The organism is Paenibacillus sp. FSL R5-0517 (assembly GCF_037974355.1).
Lineage (GTDB): Bacteria > Bacillota > Bacilli > Paenibacillales > Paenibacillaceae > Paenibacillus.
In genome coordinates, this window is sequence record NZ_CP150235.1 from 2,158,088 (window position 1) to 2,177,188 (window position 19,101).

The following is a 19,101-nucleotide window of genomic DNA, read 5'->3' on the forward strand; positions in this document are numbered from 1 at the left end:
CAATTGATATTGAAAAGAGGAAATCTGCCTTGACTCTACAACAATTAAAATATGTAATTGAAGTGGCCACACGCGGCTCGATGAATGAAGCAGCCAAACGCCTGTTTATCTCGCAACCCAGCCTGTCGAATGCCATTCGGGATCTGGAGCAGGAGTTACGAATCACCATTTTTGAACGTACCAATAAGGGGATATCTCTGTCCAAAGAGGGCGTTGAATTTCTAAGTTACGCACGTCAGGTGGTAGAACAGGCTGAACTGTTGGAGAATCGGTATCTGAACGCCAAGCCATCTCCGCAGCATTTCTCCGTATCGACACAACATTATGCTTTTGCGGTGAATGCCTTTGTTCGTCTGGTACAGCAATATGGTCAGGATGAATATGAGTTGGCGCTTCGGGAGACAAAGACCTACGAGATTATTCAGGATGTGAAAAGCCTGCGTAGTGAGATTGGCATCCTGTATTTGAATGAATTCAATGCCAAAGTGATTAACAAATTGTTAAAAGATGCAGGTCTGGTCTTCACAAGCTTGTTCACAGCTAAGCCCCATATCTTTATCAGTGTGAAGAACCCGCTTGCGAAGCAGGATTCGGTTGCGATTGAGCAGCTGCAAGATTATCCGTATCTGTCATTTGACCAGGGAGAGTACAATTCCTTTCATTTTTCCGAAGAGATCCTGAGTACGTTATCTCACCCCAAGAGCATACAGGTCAACGACCGCGCAACATTATTTAACCTGTTGATTGGTTTGAATGGTTATACAATCTCTACGGGTGTGCTTAGCGCTGATCTGAACGGAAACGAGATTATTCCTGTACCGCTGGAATGTGAGGAAACCATTAATGTGGGCTGGATAAGTCATAAGAGTACTTCTCTCTCTAATCTGGGCGTGGAATATGTCCGGGCTTTGCATGAGGCTATAGGGTCTTAATGATGTTGGGAGGTTCGTCAAAAATCCGTTTCCGTACAATCGGGAGCGGTTTTTTTTGTTCTGCTGCAATCACTCAAGTAGAGGGTGGTATGTTGTCATCCCGTGTAATAGAATGAAGGTATATGTCGAATAGGTGTGAGAGCACGAAGGGAGAACGGTTAGTGAGAGTTCTGTATCGAAATAAAAGTGAACAGCATGAGCTGACGGTATATGATACCAAAAAGCTATATGGAGAGAAGGGGCGATTTCGTGTATTGGAGTTCTCCAATGCAGCTGTGCAGGGCGCAATGGATCTGGATGAGCCTGCCCGGATGGTCTTGGAGTATCCAAGAGCGATGGTACATCTAATGGAACTGAATCATCCTGATTTTGAAAGGGTATTTGTGGTCGGACATGGTATTGGCACATTGCCAACCTACTTGTCTGATTGTCAGGTAAAGGTGGCTGAGCTGGACGCAGAGGTCGCTGAGCTGAGCCGAACTTTTTTTGGATTTGAAGGAAGTCCTGTACTCATTGGGGATGGTCGTGAATTATTAGGGCAGGAGCCTTCAGGGATATATGATTATATTATTGTTGATGCGTTTACGGCAACGGGTACACCCGAGCATTTGATATCCAGTGATTTTTTTGCCTTGGTCAAGGACAAGCTGGACAAGAAAGGTGCTGTGCTCCTTAATGTGTTCGGTCATGTTGGCAATGACCGGCTTGTGAGTGCGATCTATACGACACTTCAGGCACACTTTGCTTATACACATGCATTTGCATTGCCCACAGAAACAGCGGATGAAGTTCAAAATCGTATTTTAATGGGCAGTCATCATGCGATCGAATTTCAGATTCCCCACATGGCGGGGTTTGTTGAGCAGGAGCCGGAAGAAGGATATATCATCGTTGATCCAGACTGAACCTGAACAGTGATTCTTCCAGGGAAAGTAAATGTCATTAAATCGTCAATCTTACGATGTAATTGTTAAGATTTCTCAAACTCTTTATTTGATCTTAACAACTTTCGTATAAGATAGAGGGAATATGCTTTTTCATGAAAATCCGGGGGAAGTAAATAATGATTGCACAGATCAAAAGATCCAAATTACGAAGAAAAATAAAAAACATCAAGAAAATCAGCCTTACAGCTTTACTCGGTGGGCTGGTCACCATATCCGTCTTAATGACATTGACCCTCATGGTCATCTCATCTTATACATCTCAGAAACAGTCACTCATTGATAACACCCTAACGCTAAACTATGCAAGCGCTGTGCAAATGAGCCAAACCCTGGATTCGCTTTTTAATTCCATGCAGGAGAGCTTGAAATTTGCAGCCCAATATTTCCCTGATATGGATCAAACCAATGCTAAAGAATTGAATTCCACATTGGATTTGGTTCGCAATAGCAGTAATTTTTTTAATTCCGTTGCTTTGGTAGATAAAGCAGGAGTAGTCAGGTCTACCTCACCTTACTCGCAGGCTAGCGTAGGTAACCATGTTAGTTCAGATGCAGCAAAAGAAGCGATTAAATCGAGAGCTTCCTATATCTCCGAAGCGTACCAGACACCCCGAACCAAACGCAGAATTGTATTTGTCAGTGAACCGATCTTTGATTCGGCAGGTGCGTACCAAGGAACGATTGGTGGAAATATCTTTTTGCAGGAAGATAATATTTTGAGTCTGTCTTTTGGCAGTCAGCTCAAGACAAGCAATGGTTCCTACTTTTTTATTGTGGATAAGAAGGGCACGTTATTATTTCACCCAAACACCAACCGCATTGGGGAAAATGTCAGTAAAAATGAAGTGGTACAGAAGCTGCTCATAAATGAGAACGGTAAAGAACAATACAAGAACCTTGCAGGTGTGGATTCACTTGCCGGTTATTACAAAGTTCCGTCAACAGACTGGGGCGTCGTCATCGTGTCTCCAACCCAAACGGTGTACGATCAATTGAATCATCATATCCGTATGTTGTTACTGTATACTTCTGTGCCTTTCCTGATTCTGACTCTAATTGTACTTCGGGTGGCACGTAAGCTGGCAAGTCCGTTTGTGTTGCTCGCTGATTTGGTGAATCAGGTCGATAAGGGACAAGTGGATCTGCCGGTGATGAAGCCTCATTGGAACAGGGAGGCGGACCTTCTTACACGTACCGTTGTTGGCGCGTTGGCGAACTTTAGGAAGCAGAAGAACCAGCTTGTCTATGATGCCAGAACAGATGTTTTAACAGGTATGAACAATCGCAGAACCTTCGAAGAAGTCATTCAGGAATGGATTCAGGATGAAGCGCCATTCTCCATAATTGTTCTGGATATTGACCGCTTCAAGTCCATTAATGATACATTCGGGCATCATGCTGGGGATGAGGTGCTGAAACACATTGCCAATATCATTCAATTGTCTGTTCGCACGGAAGATGTCTGTGCTCGTTTTGGTGGAGAGGAATTTGTAGTCTTGTTAAGGAATTCCGAGTCTAACGTGGCTTTTGAGATTGCTGAACGTATCCGAATAACGGTCGAAGAAAGCATATTGCCTATTGATCGTTCCGTAACCATCTCAGCTGGTATTGCTGAATATCCGAAGCACTCCACAACATCCACAGAACTGTTTCACTTGGCCGATAATGCATTGTATCAAGCGAAGGAAGAGGGGCGTAATCGTACGGTTACGATCCAGACGGTTATCAAATAAATAAAGAAGCTGTTCCCTAAGAACAAGGGACAGCTTCTTTTGTTTTCTATACCTCTTGTGAGGATCTGGCCAGCACCTCATTGGTATACGTTTCTCCCCAATCTCGCATGCTGAAGATAATTGGTCGTAGCGTTTCACCAAATGCTGTGAGCGAGTACTCCACTTTTGGAGGGATTTGGGGGTAGATTTCACGATGAACAATTCCGCTGCTTTCCAACTCTCGAAGTTGTAGGGTGAGCATACGCTGGGTGATGTCAGGAAACAATTTGCGAAGCTCATTGAATCTCAGAGGACCAGAGAATAAGTGATACAAAATGGCACCTTTCCATTTGCCTCCAATCACACTAAGAGTAACTTCCACGGAACAGCCGTATGGCGTTGGACATGGCTTGGTTGCATCTTTTTTCATTATTAGTGCACCTCCACTTTACGGTGATAATCTATGGTATCCATTTGGGTGATTACATTACATATCGTACGTATAGTTCATGAAAGAGCATATCACTTATTATGCAGATTATAAACCCTAATCCTAGGCGCAGGCAGATGTGATGATGTCTGTAAGAAAAAAAGAGCCCCCGTTTCGTCTTGCGAAACATGGAGGCTCAATAAATGGGATGAATTTTGTACACTATATCAGGGCATCGAGGGAATATGCACCAGCTCCAGCGAGAGCAACACCAAGTAATGATCCAATCATCACAAGGTTATATTCGAATCCTCCGTTCAGATTCCATAGACCTTTATCTGCGTGAACCTTGGCTATGGCTACAACCATCGGAAGCATGAGCAGAATGGCTCCAACGATAATCCATAGACCGACTCCAAACAGGAATCCACCAATTAATTCAGCAAGTCCTGCGTACACGGCCAACGCTCTAGCGGGTTTCAGGCCAATCGCTCCGAAAAATTCAGCCGTCCCTGATACACCCTCACCCTCAAACCAGCCAAACAGTTTCTTGCAGGCATGTCCGATCATAATAAAACCGATAACGAGACGAATGATGAGTAGACCCGTGTCCAACATGAGATGATTTCCTCTTCTCTGAATGTGTTAAAGTATGATAATGAGTGTGTATATGCTACTTCAGTGATGATAGAATGGAGTCACATAGAGCCATCGTTGCAATATTATCCTTGGCGCTGGAATGTGGGACTGTCTGGTTCTGGCAGCACGTGATGAAGTGCGCCATCTCACCAACGAAACCGCGTAGATAAAGGTCGCGATAAGCTCCTGACATGGGAGATCCGGAAGGGGTATATACGGTATCTTGCTCCTCGAGAGATTTCCAGGGAAGGCTTGTCGAGCTTCGGGATTGATGAACAGTAAGAGTGTTGATCTCTTCAGCTAACGCAAATCCGTGATCAAAGGTGACGAGTACACTTTCACTCTCCCGTGACCAGGCACTCATGCCGGTAAAATAAGCACTGCCTACCACGTTATTTTCGAATACAAGGGAAATGCTTTGATTAATGTGCTCCCCATCCTTCACGGTTGTGCCTGTAACACGTATAGCTTCTCCGAATAAGTAGCGCATCAGATCGATCATATGAATGGCAGCGAGTTTGATGAACTGCTCCTCATCCTTGCAAAACGGGGTGCTGTCTACAGCGAATTTCATCTGAAACGAACGCACTTTACCTAGCGATCCACCATTAATGAGTTCTTTTAACTTCAAGTAGACCGGAGCATAACGCTTCATAAAACCAACCATGACAACGACGCCAGCCTGCTCGGCAGCTTCGGCTACAGTGGAGGCTTCCGCAGCGTTCCATCCAAGCGGCTTGTCCACGTATACATTTTTGCCAGCCTGAATGCATTCAAGGACAAGAGCAGTCTGATCCATAGGCTGGGCGACCACAACGACTCCATGACAAGTTTCCTGCTGTAACATAAGCTGAGCGTTATCATACGCTTTGCCATTGCTGCCAAATCTCAGCAGAGCTGCTTCAGATCGTTCCATACTGCGAGTGGCAATGGCCTGGATCTGCGCTCCGCTTTCAACGACAGAAGGATATATATTCGTGGATGCATGAAACCCGGCACCGATAAAGCACAGATGGGTTGTTTTCAAAATGAGATCTCTCCTTCAATGTATCATTCGTATTGGTGGTTTGTTTGCTTGATAATACGATAGGGTGTTTGACGTTGATAAAAAAGGACATATGTCCTTTTTCTGAATGGATAAAAAGAAGTTGCATTATTATTTTGGAGCATGTATACTCTGAATTACGGTAAAACAAGGAATTGCTTCACCGGAACGCTTTTCATCCATGGATGAGGAGATACATAATATGCGGTCGTGGCGGAATTGGCAGACGCGCACGGTTCAGGTCCGTGTGGGCTAACCCCCCGTGGAGGTTCGAGTCCTCTCGACCGCATCAAACCAAAGAAAGGTTCGCGAGTTGCTTTAGAGCAATTCACGAACCTTTCTTTTATTTTTACAATAACATTGTGAATTCGGTATTTCGCTGTTGGCACTCTAATGCTGACGTTGCCGCAGAATGACTGCCATAATGAGTCCGGTGATAGCTCCAGCTATTCCAAACAGTGTAACACTGGCAATAACCTCAACGGACTGGAGACGAAACAAAAAAGCGATACCGCTGCCAAAGGTGGTTCCAGCGAGAAATCCGAGCGAAATTCCTAATTCGTTGGTTAATTTCATAATTCACCTACTTGGACATGTGAGATATGGATTTGCAAATATGGGGAACAGGAAGTAAAGTGTGATCAGGAAAATCATCACATTTTATTTCCTTTTTTATCTTGCGGTTTTAACCCGTTAATTATGCATGATATCTCATATGGGAGGGTAAGAGCGAATGAATATGAACGAACGAATTGCAGCGTGGAATGAAGAAGCACAGCAGTGCGCTTGTGGTCATCAACACCGAGTGGTAGATATGCTCATTCATCTGGAAGCCGGGGCCATTCAGAGGTTACCTCGTTATTTGTCTGAACAAGGGTACCGCCATGTGACGGTTGTTTATGATCGACATACGTTTCGTGCTGCCGGATCTGATGTGCTGAACAGTGTTCGGGAAGCGGGAATGCATGTGGATGAGATCGCTCTGCAGGAGAATCGTACGGGTGATGTTATTGCGGATGAAGTAGCTATTGTGCAGGTCATGTTGGGTGTGAAATTGGAAAGCCAGGCTGTCATTGCGGTGGGCTCAGGTACCATTCATGATCTGGTGCGATTTGTATGTTCCAAAATGAACAAGCCCTTTCTGTCGATACCGACAGCGGCTTCAGTGGATGGGTTTACCTCTGCAGGTGCGCCCTTAATTGTAAGCGGCATCAAACAGACATTTCAGGCTGTTCCGCCCGAGGCCATCTTTGCGGATATGAATATTTTGGAGCAAGCTCCCCAAGAGATGACGGCTGCTGGATTCGGAGATATGCTGGGCAAATATACTTCCCTTGCAGACTGGATTGTTTCTCGAGATCTGGGAGGAGAACCGTTCTGCCCGGTCGCTTATCGGATGACAGAAGAAGCGCTGAATTCCTGCATTAATCAGGTACAAGCTATTGCGGAGGGGCGAGCAGAGGGAGTAGCTGCATTAATGGACGCATTAATTATTTCTGGCATCTCCATGCTGATCATTGACCATTCCCGCCCGGCATCCGGGGGTGAGCATCACCTGTCTCACATCTTGGAGATGGAACTGATGCAGGCTGGAGAAAGACCGGTTCTGCATGGTGCCAAAGTTGGGGTGGCCTGTGCATTGCTTACGGTGAGATATAAAGAACTTGCACAAACTTCGGGTGAACCAGTATTTGCGATATATAACCAATTACCGGAGGCTGCTCAGCTCATCGCATGGTTGGAGCAAGTAGGTGGACCTGTGACTACTGAACAACTTGGTGTAACCCCGGAGATGGTGGAACATGCGTTTACCACAGCGCATACGCTTCGTCCTCGATATACCGGATTGAAATATATCAATGAAGTGTTAAAAACGAGGTAAGGGTTATTTCTAAGGAAGTATGGTCTCCGAGATTGCATAGCATTGGCTTCTAGTGCGCTGAAATGGCCTTGGTTTGGATTAGAAAGCCGTGAAGGGGATCACCTGACGGTGTTGGCGTAAGTGCCAGCAAGGCTGCTTCAAGGTCGGGAGAGAAGAGGGGGATGTTTCATTTAAAAAGGCTCTGGCCTCCTGGGAGGAGATCAGAGCCTTTTGGTTGTTCGCTTATTTAGTTGTTGCGACGATCTTTCAAGATGACATCTGCGAACAAAATAGTTTTCGGGATGCGGAAAAATTGCTCCGCTTGTTCCTGAAACGCAGCGGAAGGCAGTGTTCCCTGATGCAGCCATTTGCGGAAAGTGCCGGGATGAACCCCGATCCAGTGGCTGACATCTGTCACCGACAAATCATGGACCATACACAAGCCTGTCAAGATACGGTTACTAACCGGAGAACGGGTCACTGTACGCTTCATGAAGCGAGATGACTCGGGTTGACATATGACAGGGCTATTACGCACAACTTCCTCATTAAAAAGAATGTGGCGGGGATAGCCGAGCAATTGGCAGGTCTTGTCCAAATTGGTACTGCCGGGTATCCGTCCTTCATATACCCACGCACTGACACTGCGTGAAGAGATGGAAAGGTCTTCTGCGAGCTGGGACAATTTGATATCATTGGCCATCAGTACGGCAAGAAGAACACGATTACGGATTTGACAGCGTGTCGGTTTTCGGAATCGTTTAACACGGACGCCTTTTCCCAAGTATTTACGGTTGATCAGAGACCACGCCTGGATGGAATGTTGTTCTGGTTGATTAGGCATATTTCCTCCGATTTTTTTTAACCAAATACTACAATAAACAACGGGGTACTTTCAAGTGCCGGGTTTACCTGTTTCAAATGCGTCAATGCGTCAATTCCTGATAAAGAGGGAACTACGAACTAGACCATACGCAATTCACATCCTAGTATATTCCTAGATTACAATGTTTCACTAAAAATGAAGGGACAAAATGAGCAGGATTAAAGATAATATAGTTCTAATTACTTATTATTAGGTCTGAAGAACTTTTATCTATTTTTTGTTGATATGATGCGGTTTATTTCCCTGAATTCCCCAAAAATTATTGGATGTGCTTCAACGCATCCGGTAGAAGGTGTGCACAAATCTGAAAGATAAATCCGCAAGTTCAGCATGACATGTGACCTGTCAAATCTCTTACTTTTACATATATTGTAGGGTACTCAAGTAAAGGGAGAGGTGAGGAACGTGAATCTGTCTGTGAATACCTTTGCTGCCATCTCGGGAGCGATAGTTACGTTTGCTTTTGGTGGATGGGATCAATTGCTGAGCCTGCTCGCGGTCGCGATGGCTGTGGATTATGTCACAGGTTTGGCAGCTGCGGTGAGAAGTGGTACGGGGTTGAATAGCAACATTGGCTTCTGGGGGCTTGCTCGCAAAGGGCTCATGCTGACCGTTGTCTTGCTTGCTCACCGAATTGACCTGATCATGGGAACCGATATTATCAAGGGAGGAGCTATTTATTTCTACCTCGTCAATGAACTGATCTCGATAACTGAAAACTATGCGAGAATCGGCCTTCCATTGCCCGGAAAGCTCAGACAGGCTATAGCAGTGTTGAAGAAACAGGAAGATCAGGAGTATTTGCCGGATCGGGAATGGTCAATTCCACAAAGCGAGGATAGTCTCCAACAGCAGGCTGAAACAGGACAAACTTCGCAGGATGAATCCGCGAAACAGGTGGAAGATGGTTCCCGAGAAGAATCCGAACCGAAAAGAGATGGTTCGGGTTAGTTTTTCTTTTCAAGAGAACGTTTCCAAGTATCCTTTCGTAATAGAGAACGTTATGATATATTTTGGATACATGAAAATTCATTCATTTCTACTATTATTATATTAAACGAGGTGCTTGCTCAGATGATTAAACATATTGTCCTGTTCAAAATGAAAGATCGCTCAACAGAAAGTATTGAAGCTGCTGCCCAGGTACTCCGTAATCTGGAGGGTAAGATTGATGTTCTGGTTTCACTTGAAATCGGGATTGATGTGCTTCGCTCGGAGAGATCGTTCGACATTTCACTCACGGCGGAGTTTGCGTCACTGGAGGATCTTCAGGCGTATCAGGTACATCCGCTTCATCAGGAAGTTATCAAGTACATGAATGAAGTCAGAGAACAGTCGATTGCAGTGGACTACGAGATCTGATCTGGTATTCAAACTACGTTGAGATAAAGGGGACTCTGCATGAGCGATTTAAGAGACGTTATGGAATTTCTATATATTTTTGTTGTGTTTCTAATCGCTTGTCCTGTGATGATATTCTGGCTTAAGCGAAGAGGGAAACGGAACCGATAACTCACTGAACGGGAAGTGAACGAATGTATTATGTGAACAGAGAACAGATTGCCCGCCGGCTTGCTGCTGTACCGGAAGTAGCTGAAGGGCTTCGCCGCGCAGCGCAGGCTTGGGATGGCAGTCTCATGCTGGGGATGGTTCAGGAGCGGTGTCTTCATCTGGCGATTGAGATTGTTACCGATGTGGGAAGTTATCTGATTGATGGCTTCATCATGAGAGATGCGAGCAGCTATGATGATATTATTCAGATTAATTATGAAGAAAAGGTTTTTGACAATTCGACCTATGAGATCTTGCGTCAGCTTGTGACGTTACGTAAACCACTGGTGCAGGATTATTACAGTTGGGAGCGATCTGAGCTCCATCCGCTTAGCATAGAGTTGCCGAACATACTTGAACATTTTACTACACAGGTTAGCGCATACGTGGAAACAGAACTTGGTCCTTTCAATGCGGCACAAGCCGAGGGACAGCGCAAGGAATGAGGGAAATCGCATGACAAATGAATCAAAAGAATTCAATGAAGTAAATACTGAAAGTAAAGAACCGAATGAAACGCCTTCCGGATTCCATCCGGTGTATATGGTTGAACTCCTGTTCCGGGAACGTCCGGAGGTAGACCGCCTGCGTTTGCAGGAAGCGATGATTCGTCATACAGGACAAGTTCGACTGGATGTTAAACAAGGAACTGGAGAGCAAGAGCATGAGATGTTAGTCTTCTACCATCTGGACCATAAGGTATCTTTTCAGGAAGGGGCTATCCCTGCTCAGACCTGCATGCTTCCAGTGAATGAAATCGCAGATCGTGCACGTTTTGGCGGAGCTGTGCAACAAGCATGGCATTGGCCGGAAGTGGGACAAGTTGTCAAAGCTTCGCGTTATTCCATCCGGATACATGATATGTTCACGGCTGCCATGCCTCGTAAACAGCGTTTGGAGCTGTTCCAGAAAACTGTACTGGCAATTATGGAGAGTTTGACCTGTGATGCGCTGTATTGGTATGGCAGTGATAAGCTGGTTGAACCGGAAGCTTATACGCAAGCTCAGGAACGTGAGGAACATCTGTATGCAGCTATGAACGTTCGGATGTATCAGGCTGGAGGTACGGAGGAACAGCGCGGGTTGGTCATGGATACCGTAGGATTGTCTGCGCTGGGTGTACCTGATGTACAGTGTCACTTCGTTGGTCTTGATCCAGATACGGTGGCACAGACCTTACTGGGTGCAGCGTATTACATATTTGATCAGGGAGATGTCCTGCAAGATGGACAGACGCTGGGTTCTTCAGGTGGACGTCGCTGGCGTTGTGAACATCAGGCGGCATTAATTGCACCAGGACGATATGTCATTGATTTGGACCCGGGTGATGAGCATGCGGCGGCTGATCTCGAGCCGGCTCGTCAGAGTTGAGTTTAAATCCAAGACATTCTGCAGCCATTCAAAAAGGGCGTTCAGATTATTTTTAACATCTGGAGTGTCAAGTCAAGCCTGTGCTGCTTATAATGCATCAACAGAGTAGGCATTCGCCCGGATGGCTGAGCGACAGATCGTTGCTTCTGATCCGGTACTTAAACCATAGTAAAGGGAGAGATGTGACGTGAAGGATTCTAACAAAAGTTTGTTGTGGGGAGCTCTTATTGGCTCCGTGGTAGGTTCTGTAACAGCGTTATTGCTGGCGCCGAAATCGGGTCGTGAACTTCGTCAGGATATTACAGAAGGTGCTCGTCAGGTATCGGAGAAAGGTCAGGAACTGGCTGGAATCGTGGGGGAACAAAGCTCACAGATCGTATCCAAGGTTAAAGAGACCGCAGATGTCGTGATTCAGGATATTCAATCCTGGCGCAATTGCGGCGAAGGAAAAGAAATTCGTATATCGGCAGCCATTGTAGATACCGCCGATATCGATAAAACAGTTGATGAATCCGGCAATGACATCGTAGCGAAGCTTCCTGCGGATGAGTCCAAGGACGACAACTAAGCAAGCTTGAGATAAGCAGGCTTTCCTCTATTTAGAGGAGAGCCTGCTTTGTTGCGTGTCCACACATAGAAGACGTGGCGCGGATTTAATTTGAACGCCGCGATGAAATCGGGTAAGATGTAGGTACCTTTTTGCCGGAATGTTCATACGGTAGGAAGAAAGCTCTGGAAAACAAATGTAATGAGAACCAATTCAATGAAGAAGGAAGCGGTGTGTTCGTGCAGCAAGCAATCGCTATATTAGACTCCGGTGTGGGGGGATTGACCGTCGCCAAGGAAGTGATGCGTCAGCTCCCGCGGGAAAAGATCATTTATTTTGGGGATACTGCCCGGACACCGTACGGACCCCGTTCGTCCGAACAAGTAAAACAATTTACGGAACAAATCGTTGATTTCTTGATCCAGTTCGATCCGAAGGTTATCGTTATCGCCTGTAACACAGCAACAGCGGCCGCGTTGGAGTATATCCGTTCCAAGGTGAATATGCCCGTCATTGGTGTTATACATCCGGGTGCGCGGGCAGCAATCACAGCGACACGTACAGGACGTATTGGTGTGATTGGTACCACGGGTACCATAGGTAGTGGGGCTTATACATCGGCACTTAAACAGTTGTCCCCCTATATTGATGTGGTCAGTCAGGCTTGTCCGGCGCTGGTGCCGTTGGTGGAACAAGGTGAATTTCGTTCCGAGCACACGACACATACGGTGGAGCAATCATTAGGCGAGATCAAACAGCAGCCAATAGATTGTCTTATTCTGGGTTGTACGCATTATCCCTTTCTCATGGACACCATTCAGGAAGTTATGGGACAGGAAGTGAAGTTAATCAGTTCGGCAGATGAAACGGCACGTGAAATCAGTACGATTTTATATGATAAACGAAAGCTGGCCAGTGGGGATGAGACTCCGGTGCATCAGTTTTTCTGCACTGGCGACCCTCGCATGTTCCAGAATATCACCCGTCGCTGGTTGGGAGAGCAGATCTCCAAGACTCCTGTTGTCTGGCAGGTTACGCAATTATCCTAGTTATACTCAAAATATGCATGAATCAGACTTTAAATTAATGTATTTAATAATGAATGATCCCGGAACTGTGAAGTTTCGGGATTTTTTGTCATGATTATGCATCAACAGGTGATGAACATGATTCATGTCACATGACGGACAACCCGACCTGCATACATATGTTACATAGACGAAGTTGGTGAGAACCGGACAGGAGACCTGTCTTTTCCTGTGGAAAGGAGAGCAACATGGAACTGCAATGGATTATCGTTCAGCGGGGAGATACACTGTCGCGAATTGCGTCAGCACACCATATGACCAGGGAGTTACTTGCCGCACTGAACCCGGAAGCAGCCGCCCAGCCTTACTTGCTGGCAGGTCAGATGCTGCGTATTGTGCCCGGGACAGGTCGCAGATATGCTGTACCGCCTGGAGAACGTGTAGGGGAGATTGCAGGGAGATTTGGTCTGGAGGAAGAAGCGTTGCGACAGGCCAATCCCGAAATCACCAATATTACCGACTGGGTTGGTCGCTGTATTCATATTCCGGTTTCGAATGGAAAAACTATTGTAAAGATTCAGGGAGAGTATGGTTATAGAGAATTAATCAAGGATATAAACAAGCTGGAGCATCAATACCCGTTTATCGAAACGGGGTCCATTGGAACAAGTGTTATGGGGAAGTCGCTGCCTTATTTACGTATCGGGCATGGGTCGAGACATATCCATGTTAACGCTTCTGTTCATGCCAATGAGTGGCTGACATCAGCAGTTCTGATGAAGTTTATCGAAGAGTATGCCGAAGCGTATAGTACACATGGGACATGGCATCAATACCAGACAGAACGCTGGATGCAAGAGACGTCACTCTGGGCAGTGCCGATGGTTAATCCGGACGGTGTCGAACTGGTTCAGGAAGGTGTGGTCAATCAGCACCCACATGCACAGCAGTTGTTAGGCTGGAATGCGGGCAGAGCAAATTTCACCCATTGGAAGGCGAACATCAGAGGAGTTGATCTGAATGATCAATTTCCCGCCCATTGGGATGAAGAGGCAGCGAGAAGAGGTGTGACCTCACCTGGGCCTAGAGATTATGCAGGAACGGCTCCATTGACAGAACCGGAGGCACAGGCGCTTGCGCGGTGGACGCAGCAACACACATTCGATGCGGTTGTGTCCCTGCATAGTCAGGGACAGGAAATCTATTGGAACTACCGTGATCTGGAACCCAGAGAGAGTGCTCCGCTGTCGCGTAGACTCGCCAAAGCTTCGGGTTACAAAGCGGTGAAGCTCGGTGGCAGTGATGCCGGATACAAAGACTGGTTTATCCAAGCTTTTGGTAAGCCGGGCTTCACGGTGGAAGTTGGGTTGGGTGTTAATCCGCTTCCCGTTGAACAGTTTGATGATATCTGTATCGAAGTGGGAATGTTGCTGGCTGAACTGTTATCTAATGGACAGTGAGGCAAGACCCTGAATGATGATGGTGTGAAACTTAACGGTAGATCATTCGTATAACAGGAACGGACGCTATGAGCGACGTTCCGTTTTTATTATTTTTTTATTGTGGCTTATTATGACATACGTTCTGGATGGTTTTCGAACGGGTAATGATGGATGTGCCGTTTGGCGATATATATTATTATACGGAGGGATTCGCATGAAGTGGAGAAGACTGCTGTCATTCAAACGATGGACACAAGTTTTCAAAAGGCTCCCCCGGCTGCTCCGGGCTCCGCAGATTCCTTTGGGAGAAAAGCTGTTATTTATTATTCCGGCCCTGTTGTACTGGGTGCTTCCTGACGTGATGCCGTTTATGCCCATCGATGATATCGGGGTTACTTTGATTCTGATGAATTGGTTTGTAAGCCGGGCAGAACGTAAATATCCTGTGCTTCAGGAGGGTGCACCTTCTTAATATGCAGCTCATGAATCATTTTAACATTGAATTCGCATCAATGTTATTGCGAAGAGCGGTAACTTTCTTTACAATAGATGCTGTAGTTTAAGAATGCTGAAATTGTTGAAACCTGCAATTACAATATAGGAGATGAAGAGAATGAACTGCAAAATTACGCGTAATGCTGCTAAAGTATTGAAGCTTGAATTGGACAAGCCGGAGAACGAAGGAAAAAAACTACGCGTTGTCATCACACATGCACATGGTGACCATGCTCACTACGGGCTTGATCTCGACACACCAAAAGAAAATGATACAGTTGTATCTACCGATAAAGAGATTGATGTTATTCTTGCGAATGACCAGCCTCTGTTGAACGGTGTTAAAATCGACTATCTCTACTTCCCTGAAGAGGGATTCGTTATTACGAATCCGTCCCAAGGCAATCACGGCGACCACTAAGGGCGCGAAGAAGGGGAACTCATGGCTAACGATATCCGCGTATGCGAAAAGTGTAATCATGTTCGATTGAAATCGATTGTGCCCAAGCTGCAAAAAATGGCTCCAGACACGGAGATCAAGATTGGGTGCAAATCCTATTGCGGTCCTTGCGCGAAACGTGCATTTGTTTTTATCAACGGTCGGTATATCAGTGCGCCGACTGAAGAAGAAGTGCTCGTCAAAGTTGCAAAGTTCGTCAAGTAATAGGATGAGATATAACAAGGTGATTGAATGAAAAGTTCACACATCAGAAAGGAGGGGCTACGAGCCTCTCCTTTTTTTTGCGTTTGGGTAGTAGTGAAAGGATAAGTTACTCTATAGCGCCCTTGATCGTTTCAGTGATTTCGAAGGAATCTTCTCTAATTTCAATGGCGATGACGGTATCATCTTTTTTCAAAAAATGTACATGCCCCAGTCGTTCTTCCTCTAATTCCACCCAGCCTGTATCTGCTAACTTCTGAAAATAATCCATTGGCGGGTATAGTCCTTGCTCACCCCCAATATGCTTTAGTTCATATTTAACACCCTCTTTAAGGGTGGGATGATCGGAATAAGCTTTGCCTTCAATAAGCTTCGCATTGCTTGGAACCGGGATATCGGGGTTAATGGATGATTCTGTATATCCTTCTATCTCGTATGTTGCTGGAGCACAGCCTTGTACCCAGATGAGCAGGGGCAACATACAGAGTGTCAGTACTATTTTCTTCAAATGAATTCCTCCCGACTCAGCATGTTTACCTAATAAACGTAGTGAAAGCAATTAAAGTTACGATAAAATCATAAAAGAAGAATAAGGAAGGCTTGTGCTATCCATCCTAAAGGGGTAACAGGAACATGATAATCCCAAGGAGGAATACTCATGCCGAAGCGTTATGATTCCAGTTTGCAAGCCGATACCACCGTATCTCAGGCGCAAAATGCGGTGAACAAGCTTCATTATGCTGTATCTCAGGCCCTGTCACACCCGACAGCACAAACCATAGTACAGGCGGAACGTCGTCTGGCACATACGGAGCAGGCAATGCGTCAAGCAGAGCTTTCGCTCGGAGGACAAGGCGTTGAGTTAGCAGAAGAGATGTTCATCGAGGAGAAGAGAAGATTGAATTCAATCCAGAGTCAGCACGGTCAAGGGAATTTATAACGTTCCTGTCACATCAGAACCCGCAGGGCAGCAATGCTTTGCGGGTTTTTTATATCTTTTGCAACGACTCTCGATTCATGAGTTTACTCCGACAGTATGTCGAATGGTCGCTTAAAATTCTGTGAGAAGGTTAATAGAACGAGAGCAGGCAAAATTCCATACGGGAGGTACAGAATGACAAAACATATTACAGATTGTACGATTCTGAACAACGGAGTAACGATGCCATGGCTAGGATTTGGAACATATAAAGCAAAAGGTAAGGAAGTACAACAGGCGGTTGAGACCGCTTTGGAGGTTGGATATCGGAGCATTGATACCGCGTCCATCTATGGTAATGAAGAAGAAGTGGGACAAGCTATTGCAAGCAGTGGTGTTGCCCGTAACGAACTGTTTGTGACAACCAAGCTCTGGAACGAGGATCAGGGATTTGATTCGACGTTGAGGGCATTTGAAGCCAGTCAGAAGGCACTTGGACTGAATGTGATTGATCTTTACTTAATTCACTGGCCTGGCAGAGACCAGTATAAGGAGACGTGGAGAGCATTCGAACGTCTATATAGCGAAGGAAGCATTCGTGCGATTGGTGTGAGTAATTTCCAAGTACATCATTTGCAAGATATCATAGATGAAGGCGGCACGGTGCCAGCAGTGAATCAGGTGGAGTTGCATCCGGGTCTGATTCAACAGGAATTGCAGGATTTCTGCGGGGCGCAGGGGATTCAACTGGAGGCATGGAGCCCGATCATGAAAGGCAAGCTGAATCAAGAGTCCACCCTCAAAGCACTGGCCCAGAAATATGGGAAAACGCCAGCACAGATCATTCTGCGCTGGGACATTCAGAATCAGATTGTAACGATTCCGAAGTCGGTTACCCCGGATCGTATTCGTGAGAATGCGGACATCTTTGACTTTGAATTGACGCCCGATGAGTTGAAACAGATTGATGCGCTGGACTCGGATAAGCGGACGGGTCCACATCCGGATCAACTGTTTTGGGATTGAGTGGGTAGTCGCTAACTGAATATACATGTTTGATGATCTGTTAGTGGAGGTTCCGGTTACGGATCGTTCTTCGTGAGTTTAAGATGTAAGCATAATCGGTCACGCTAAGACACTACGTGTGCAGAACAATCTTTCGATCGCCGTTATCCCCGGATTTTTTTGAAAGTCCCTTTATCATGGGAGAAATCCGGTGATAAATGCGAGCGCTCCGCTTCTCCAGCTTTGTTCTGCCCACTTCGTTATCGTGAAAATTATAAATCCATCTTTAGTGGATAGGTATATAGTAAGAAATATACAAAAGCAGCAGGATCGGGGAGTGTTCCTTGATCCTGCTGCTTTTTTCGTGTGAATTGGTTTAATTTTTTTTCGGCACTGCGCAGCCGTCATCTGTGCAGACACCACTGCCGTCGGCTTCGGTTGTGTTGGACTCAACCATGGTGAACGGGGAACGTTCGTCCCATGCTTTCTGAATGGCGTCCAGGAACACCTCATCCGGCTGAGCGCCTGACACGGCGAACTTGCGGTCAAATACGAAGAACGGTACGCCGCGGATGCCTAGTTGCTCGCCTTCCGCTTGGTCAGCGCGGACATTGTCGGTGAATTGATCACCGGATAGCACTGCCGTAGCTGTATCTCGATCCAAGCCAACTTCCTCTGCCAACTGAGCCAACACTTCAGGGTCGCCAGAGTGTTTACCTTCAATAAACACAGCTTGGAATATGCGCTCACTCAGTTCAAGCGCTTTGCCTTGTGTATCCGCCCAGTGTGTCAATCGGTGTGCGGAGAAGGAGTTCGTAGGGATCATGGCATCAATATTGTATTCCAGTCCTGCTGTGCGAGCATTGGCATTCATTTGAGCATTCATGCCTTTGGCCTGTTCCACGCTCATATTATATTTGGAAGCAAGATATTCCGTATTGGTTTTGCCGGGGTTCAATTCAGCATTTGGATCAAGCTCGAAGCTTTTGAATTGCAGCTTCACTTCATCACGATGTGGAAACTGTTGCAATACATTCTCCAGGCGGCGTTTGCCGATATAACAGAATGGGCACAGAAAATCTGACCATATCTCAATATTCATGATGTTAAAACCTCCATTATCCTTTTAGTTGAAACTAATATAGTTACAATTATAAAGCCACTTTCTATAATTCGCAAGAAGATTACGATTTATCCCGAAATGCCTTGGTCCAATGATAAGGCTGGATCTCATCCAGTCTTTTGAAGATCAGTTGACCTTCAGGGTCGTATACAGCAGCTTTAACTTCTTCACCCCAATAAAACAATCGTTCCTGACAGACGCCGCAAGGTGTGAGGACCTTGAATTCTGAATGCTCGTCATTACGAGCGATACAGAGGGAGTGGGTGACGCGTTCGTTCAATTTGTGGGCCTCCAGATAAGCTCCTGTTTCCATACACAGATGCGTGGCATCGTTGATGACCTCTGGAGCTACACTAATTAGCAGGGAACCTGCTTCGGTATAGACAGCGCCCGCACCACCCCATCCCTGAGGATAACGTTGCTTCACAAAGTTGGCGGCTGCATCGAATAATTGCTGTTCAATATGGAGTGGTTCAGTATGTGATGTCATGTAATTAGAATTCCCCT

The 19,101-nt window shown here is 45.9% G+C and carries 23 protein-coding genes, 1 tRNA gene and 1 pseudogene; 17 read left to right on the plus strand and 8 right to left on the minus strand.

The window, feature by feature from the left end; all coding sequences use genetic code 11:
* Positions 1 to 29: 29 nt before the first annotated feature.
* The 3 genes from MKX40_RS09675 (at position 30) to MKX40_RS09685 (ending at position 3,612) form a co-directional block, all read left to right on the plus strand.
* Positions 30 to 932, plus strand: a complete 903-nt coding sequence (locus tag MKX40_RS09675; protein WP_339241083.1) for a LysR family transcriptional regulator — start codon at positions 30 to 32, stop codon at positions 930 to 932.
* A 161-nt stretch (positions 933 to 1,093) separates the two neighbouring features.
* A complete protein-coding gene (locus tag MKX40_RS09680; RefSeq protein ID WP_339241084.1) occupies positions 1,094 to 1,837 on the plus strand; it encodes a fused MFS/spermidine synthase in 744 nt (247 codons plus the stop codon).
* Between the two features lie 158 nt (positions 1,838 to 1,995).
* Positions 1,996 to 3,612 (plus strand): sensor domain-containing diguanylate cyclase, encoded by a 1,617-nt coding sequence (locus MKX40_RS09685; RefSeq protein ID WP_339241085.1) that lies wholly within the window; start codon positions 1,996 to 1,998, stop codon positions 3,610 to 3,612.
* Between the two features lie 46 nt (positions 3,613 to 3,658).
* Here the strand turns inward: MKX40_RS09685 and MKX40_RS09690 are convergent, their stop codons facing one another.
* From MKX40_RS09690 to MKX40_RS09700, 3 genes are all read right to left on the minus strand, one after another.
* A complete protein-coding gene (locus tag MKX40_RS09690) occupies positions 3,659 to 4,021 on the minus strand; it encodes a helix-turn-helix domain-containing protein (protein ID WP_339241087.1) in 363 nt (120 codons plus the stop codon).
* A 222-nt stretch (positions 4,022 to 4,243) separates the two neighbouring features.
* Positions 4,244 to 4,639, minus strand: a complete 396-nt coding sequence (locus MKX40_RS09695; protein WP_339241090.1) for a DoxX family protein — start codon at positions 4,637 to 4,639, stop codon at positions 4,244 to 4,246.
* 55 nt (positions 4,640 to 4,694) lie between these two features.
* Positions 4,695 to 5,687 (minus strand): Gfo/Idh/MocA family oxidoreductase, encoded by a 993-nt coding sequence (locus MKX40_RS09700; protein WP_339241092.1) that lies wholly within the window; start codon positions 5,685 to 5,687, stop codon positions 4,695 to 4,697.
* Positions 5,688 to 5,909: 222 nt separating this feature from the next.
* On the opposite strand from MKX40_RS09700, the gene MKX40_RS09705 reads away from it, so the two are divergent.
* Positions 5,910 to 5,994: transfer RNA gene (locus MKX40_RS09705), tRNA-Leu, on the plus strand.
* Positions 5,995 to 6,095: 101 nt separating this feature from the next.
* Here MKX40_RS09705 and MKX40_RS09710 read toward each other — a convergent pair.
* Positions 6,096 to 6,281 carry a hypothetical protein gene (locus tag MKX40_RS09710; protein WP_339241093.1) on the minus strand — a complete coding sequence of 62 codons (186 nt, stop codon included), beginning with the start codon at positions 6,279 to 6,281 and terminating at the stop codon, positions 6,096 to 6,098.
* 157 nt (positions 6,282 to 6,438) lie between these two features.
* Here MKX40_RS09710 and MKX40_RS09715 point away from each other — a divergent pair, with 157 nt between their 5' ends.
* Positions 6,439 to 7,587, plus strand: a complete 1,149-nt coding sequence (locus MKX40_RS09715; RefSeq protein WP_339241094.1) for a sn-glycerol-1-phosphate dehydrogenase — start codon at positions 6,439 to 6,441, stop codon at positions 7,585 to 7,587.
* Positions 7,588 to 7,813: 226 nt separating this feature from the next.
* Here the strand turns inward: MKX40_RS09715 and MKX40_RS09720 are convergent, their stop codons facing one another.
* Positions 7,814 to 8,410, minus strand: coding sequence for a helix-turn-helix transcriptional regulator (locus MKX40_RS09720; RefSeq protein ID WP_017689431.1), 597 nt, complete (start codon positions 8,408 to 8,410; stop codon positions 7,814 to 7,816).
* A 447-nt stretch (positions 8,411 to 8,857) separates the two neighbouring features.
* Between MKX40_RS09720 and MKX40_RS09725 the strand changes: the two are divergent.
* From MKX40_RS09725 to MKX40_RS09770, 10 genes and pseudogenes are all read left to right on the plus strand, one after another.
* Positions 8,858 to 9,241 (plus strand): annotated as a pseudogene (locus MKX40_RS09725) (phage holin family protein); the annotation flags it as partial.
* Between the two features lie 285 nt (positions 9,242 to 9,526).
* Positions 9,527 to 9,814, plus strand: coding sequence for a Dabb family protein (locus MKX40_RS09730; RefSeq protein ID WP_339241097.1), 288 nt, complete (start codon positions 9,527 to 9,529; stop codon positions 9,812 to 9,814).
* A 173-nt stretch (positions 9,815 to 9,987) separates the two neighbouring features.
* Positions 9,988 to 10,449, plus strand: a complete 462-nt coding sequence (locus tag MKX40_RS09735) for a HepT-like ribonuclease domain-containing protein (protein ID WP_339241099.1) — start codon at positions 9,988 to 9,990, stop codon at positions 10,447 to 10,449.
* A gap of 10 nt (positions 10,450 to 10,459) precedes the next feature.
* A complete protein-coding gene (locus MKX40_RS09740) occupies positions 10,460 to 11,374 on the plus strand; it encodes a DUF4261 domain-containing protein (protein ID WP_339241102.1) in 915 nt (304 codons plus the stop codon).
* 187 nt (positions 11,375 to 11,561) lie between these two features.
* Positions 11,562 to 11,942 carry a YtxH domain-containing protein gene (locus MKX40_RS09745; RefSeq protein ID WP_339241104.1) on the plus strand — a complete coding sequence of 127 codons (381 nt, stop codon included), beginning with the start codon at positions 11,562 to 11,564 and terminating at the stop codon, positions 11,940 to 11,942.
* A gap of 218 nt (positions 11,943 to 12,160) precedes the next feature.
* Positions 12,161 to 12,970 (plus strand): glutamate racemase, encoded by an 810-nt coding sequence (gene racE, locus MKX40_RS09750; protein WP_026081161.1) that lies wholly within the window; start codon positions 12,161 to 12,163, stop codon positions 12,968 to 12,970.
* A gap of 233 nt (positions 12,971 to 13,203) precedes the next feature.
* Complete coding sequence (locus tag MKX40_RS09755; RefSeq protein ID WP_339242997.1) at positions 13,204 to 14,409, plus strand: M14 family metallopeptidase; 1,206 nt, start codon at positions 13,204 to 13,206, stop codon at positions 14,407 to 14,409.
* 196 nt (positions 14,410 to 14,605) lie between these two features.
* Positions 14,606 to 14,863 (plus strand): hypothetical protein, encoded by a 258-nt coding sequence (locus MKX40_RS09760; RefSeq protein WP_017689423.1) that lies wholly within the window; start codon positions 14,606 to 14,608, stop codon positions 14,861 to 14,863.
* A gap of 141 nt (positions 14,864 to 15,004) precedes the next feature.
* The gene (locus tag MKX40_RS09765; protein WP_036670085.1) at positions 15,005 to 15,307 is read left to right on the plus strand and encodes a heme biosynthesis protein HemY; all 303 of its coding nucleotides are present in this window, start codon (positions 15,005 to 15,007) and stop codon (positions 15,305 to 15,307) included.
* 21 nt (positions 15,308 to 15,328) lie between these two features.
* The gene (locus MKX40_RS09770; protein WP_091032287.1) at positions 15,329 to 15,550 is read left to right on the plus strand and encodes a DUF1450 domain-containing protein; all 222 of its coding nucleotides are present in this window, start codon (positions 15,329 to 15,331) and stop codon (positions 15,548 to 15,550) included.
* Positions 15,551 to 15,656: 106 nt separating this feature from the next.
* On the opposite strand, the gene MKX40_RS09775 is transcribed toward MKX40_RS09770, so the two are convergent.
* Positions 15,657 to 16,055 carry a hypothetical protein gene (locus tag MKX40_RS09775; RefSeq protein WP_339241107.1) on the minus strand — a complete coding sequence of 133 codons (399 nt, stop codon included), beginning with the start codon at positions 16,053 to 16,055 and terminating at the stop codon, positions 15,657 to 15,659.
* A 150-nt stretch (positions 16,056 to 16,205) separates the two neighbouring features.
* Between MKX40_RS09775 and MKX40_RS09780 the strand changes: the two genes are divergently transcribed.
* Both MKX40_RS09780 and MKX40_RS09785 read left to right on the plus strand, forming a co-directional pair.
* Positions 16,206 to 16,487 carry a hypothetical protein gene (locus MKX40_RS09780; protein ID WP_091017568.1) on the plus strand — a complete coding sequence of 94 codons (282 nt, stop codon included), beginning with the start codon at positions 16,206 to 16,208 and terminating at the stop codon, positions 16,485 to 16,487.
* 174 nt (positions 16,488 to 16,661) lie between these two features.
* Positions 16,662 to 17,492: an aldo/keto reductase gene (locus tag MKX40_RS09785; RefSeq protein WP_315936499.1), complete on the plus strand. Its 831-nt coding sequence runs from the start codon at positions 16,662 to 16,664 to the stop codon at positions 17,490 to 17,492.
* Positions 17,493 to 17,847: 355 nt separating this feature from the next.
* Here MKX40_RS09785 and MKX40_RS09790 read toward each other — a convergent pair whose 3' ends face one another.
* Both MKX40_RS09790 and MKX40_RS09795 read right to left on the minus strand, forming a co-directional pair.
* Positions 17,848 to 18,573 (minus strand): DsbA family oxidoreductase, encoded by a 726-nt coding sequence (locus MKX40_RS09790; RefSeq protein ID WP_339241112.1) that lies wholly within the window; start codon positions 18,571 to 18,573, stop codon positions 17,848 to 17,850.
* A gap of 82 nt (positions 18,574 to 18,655) precedes the next feature.
* A complete protein-coding gene (locus MKX40_RS09795) occupies positions 18,656 to 19,084 on the minus strand; it encodes a cytidine deaminase (protein WP_339241116.1) in 429 nt (142 codons plus the stop codon).
* Positions 19,085 to 19,101 lie beyond the last annotated feature (17 nt).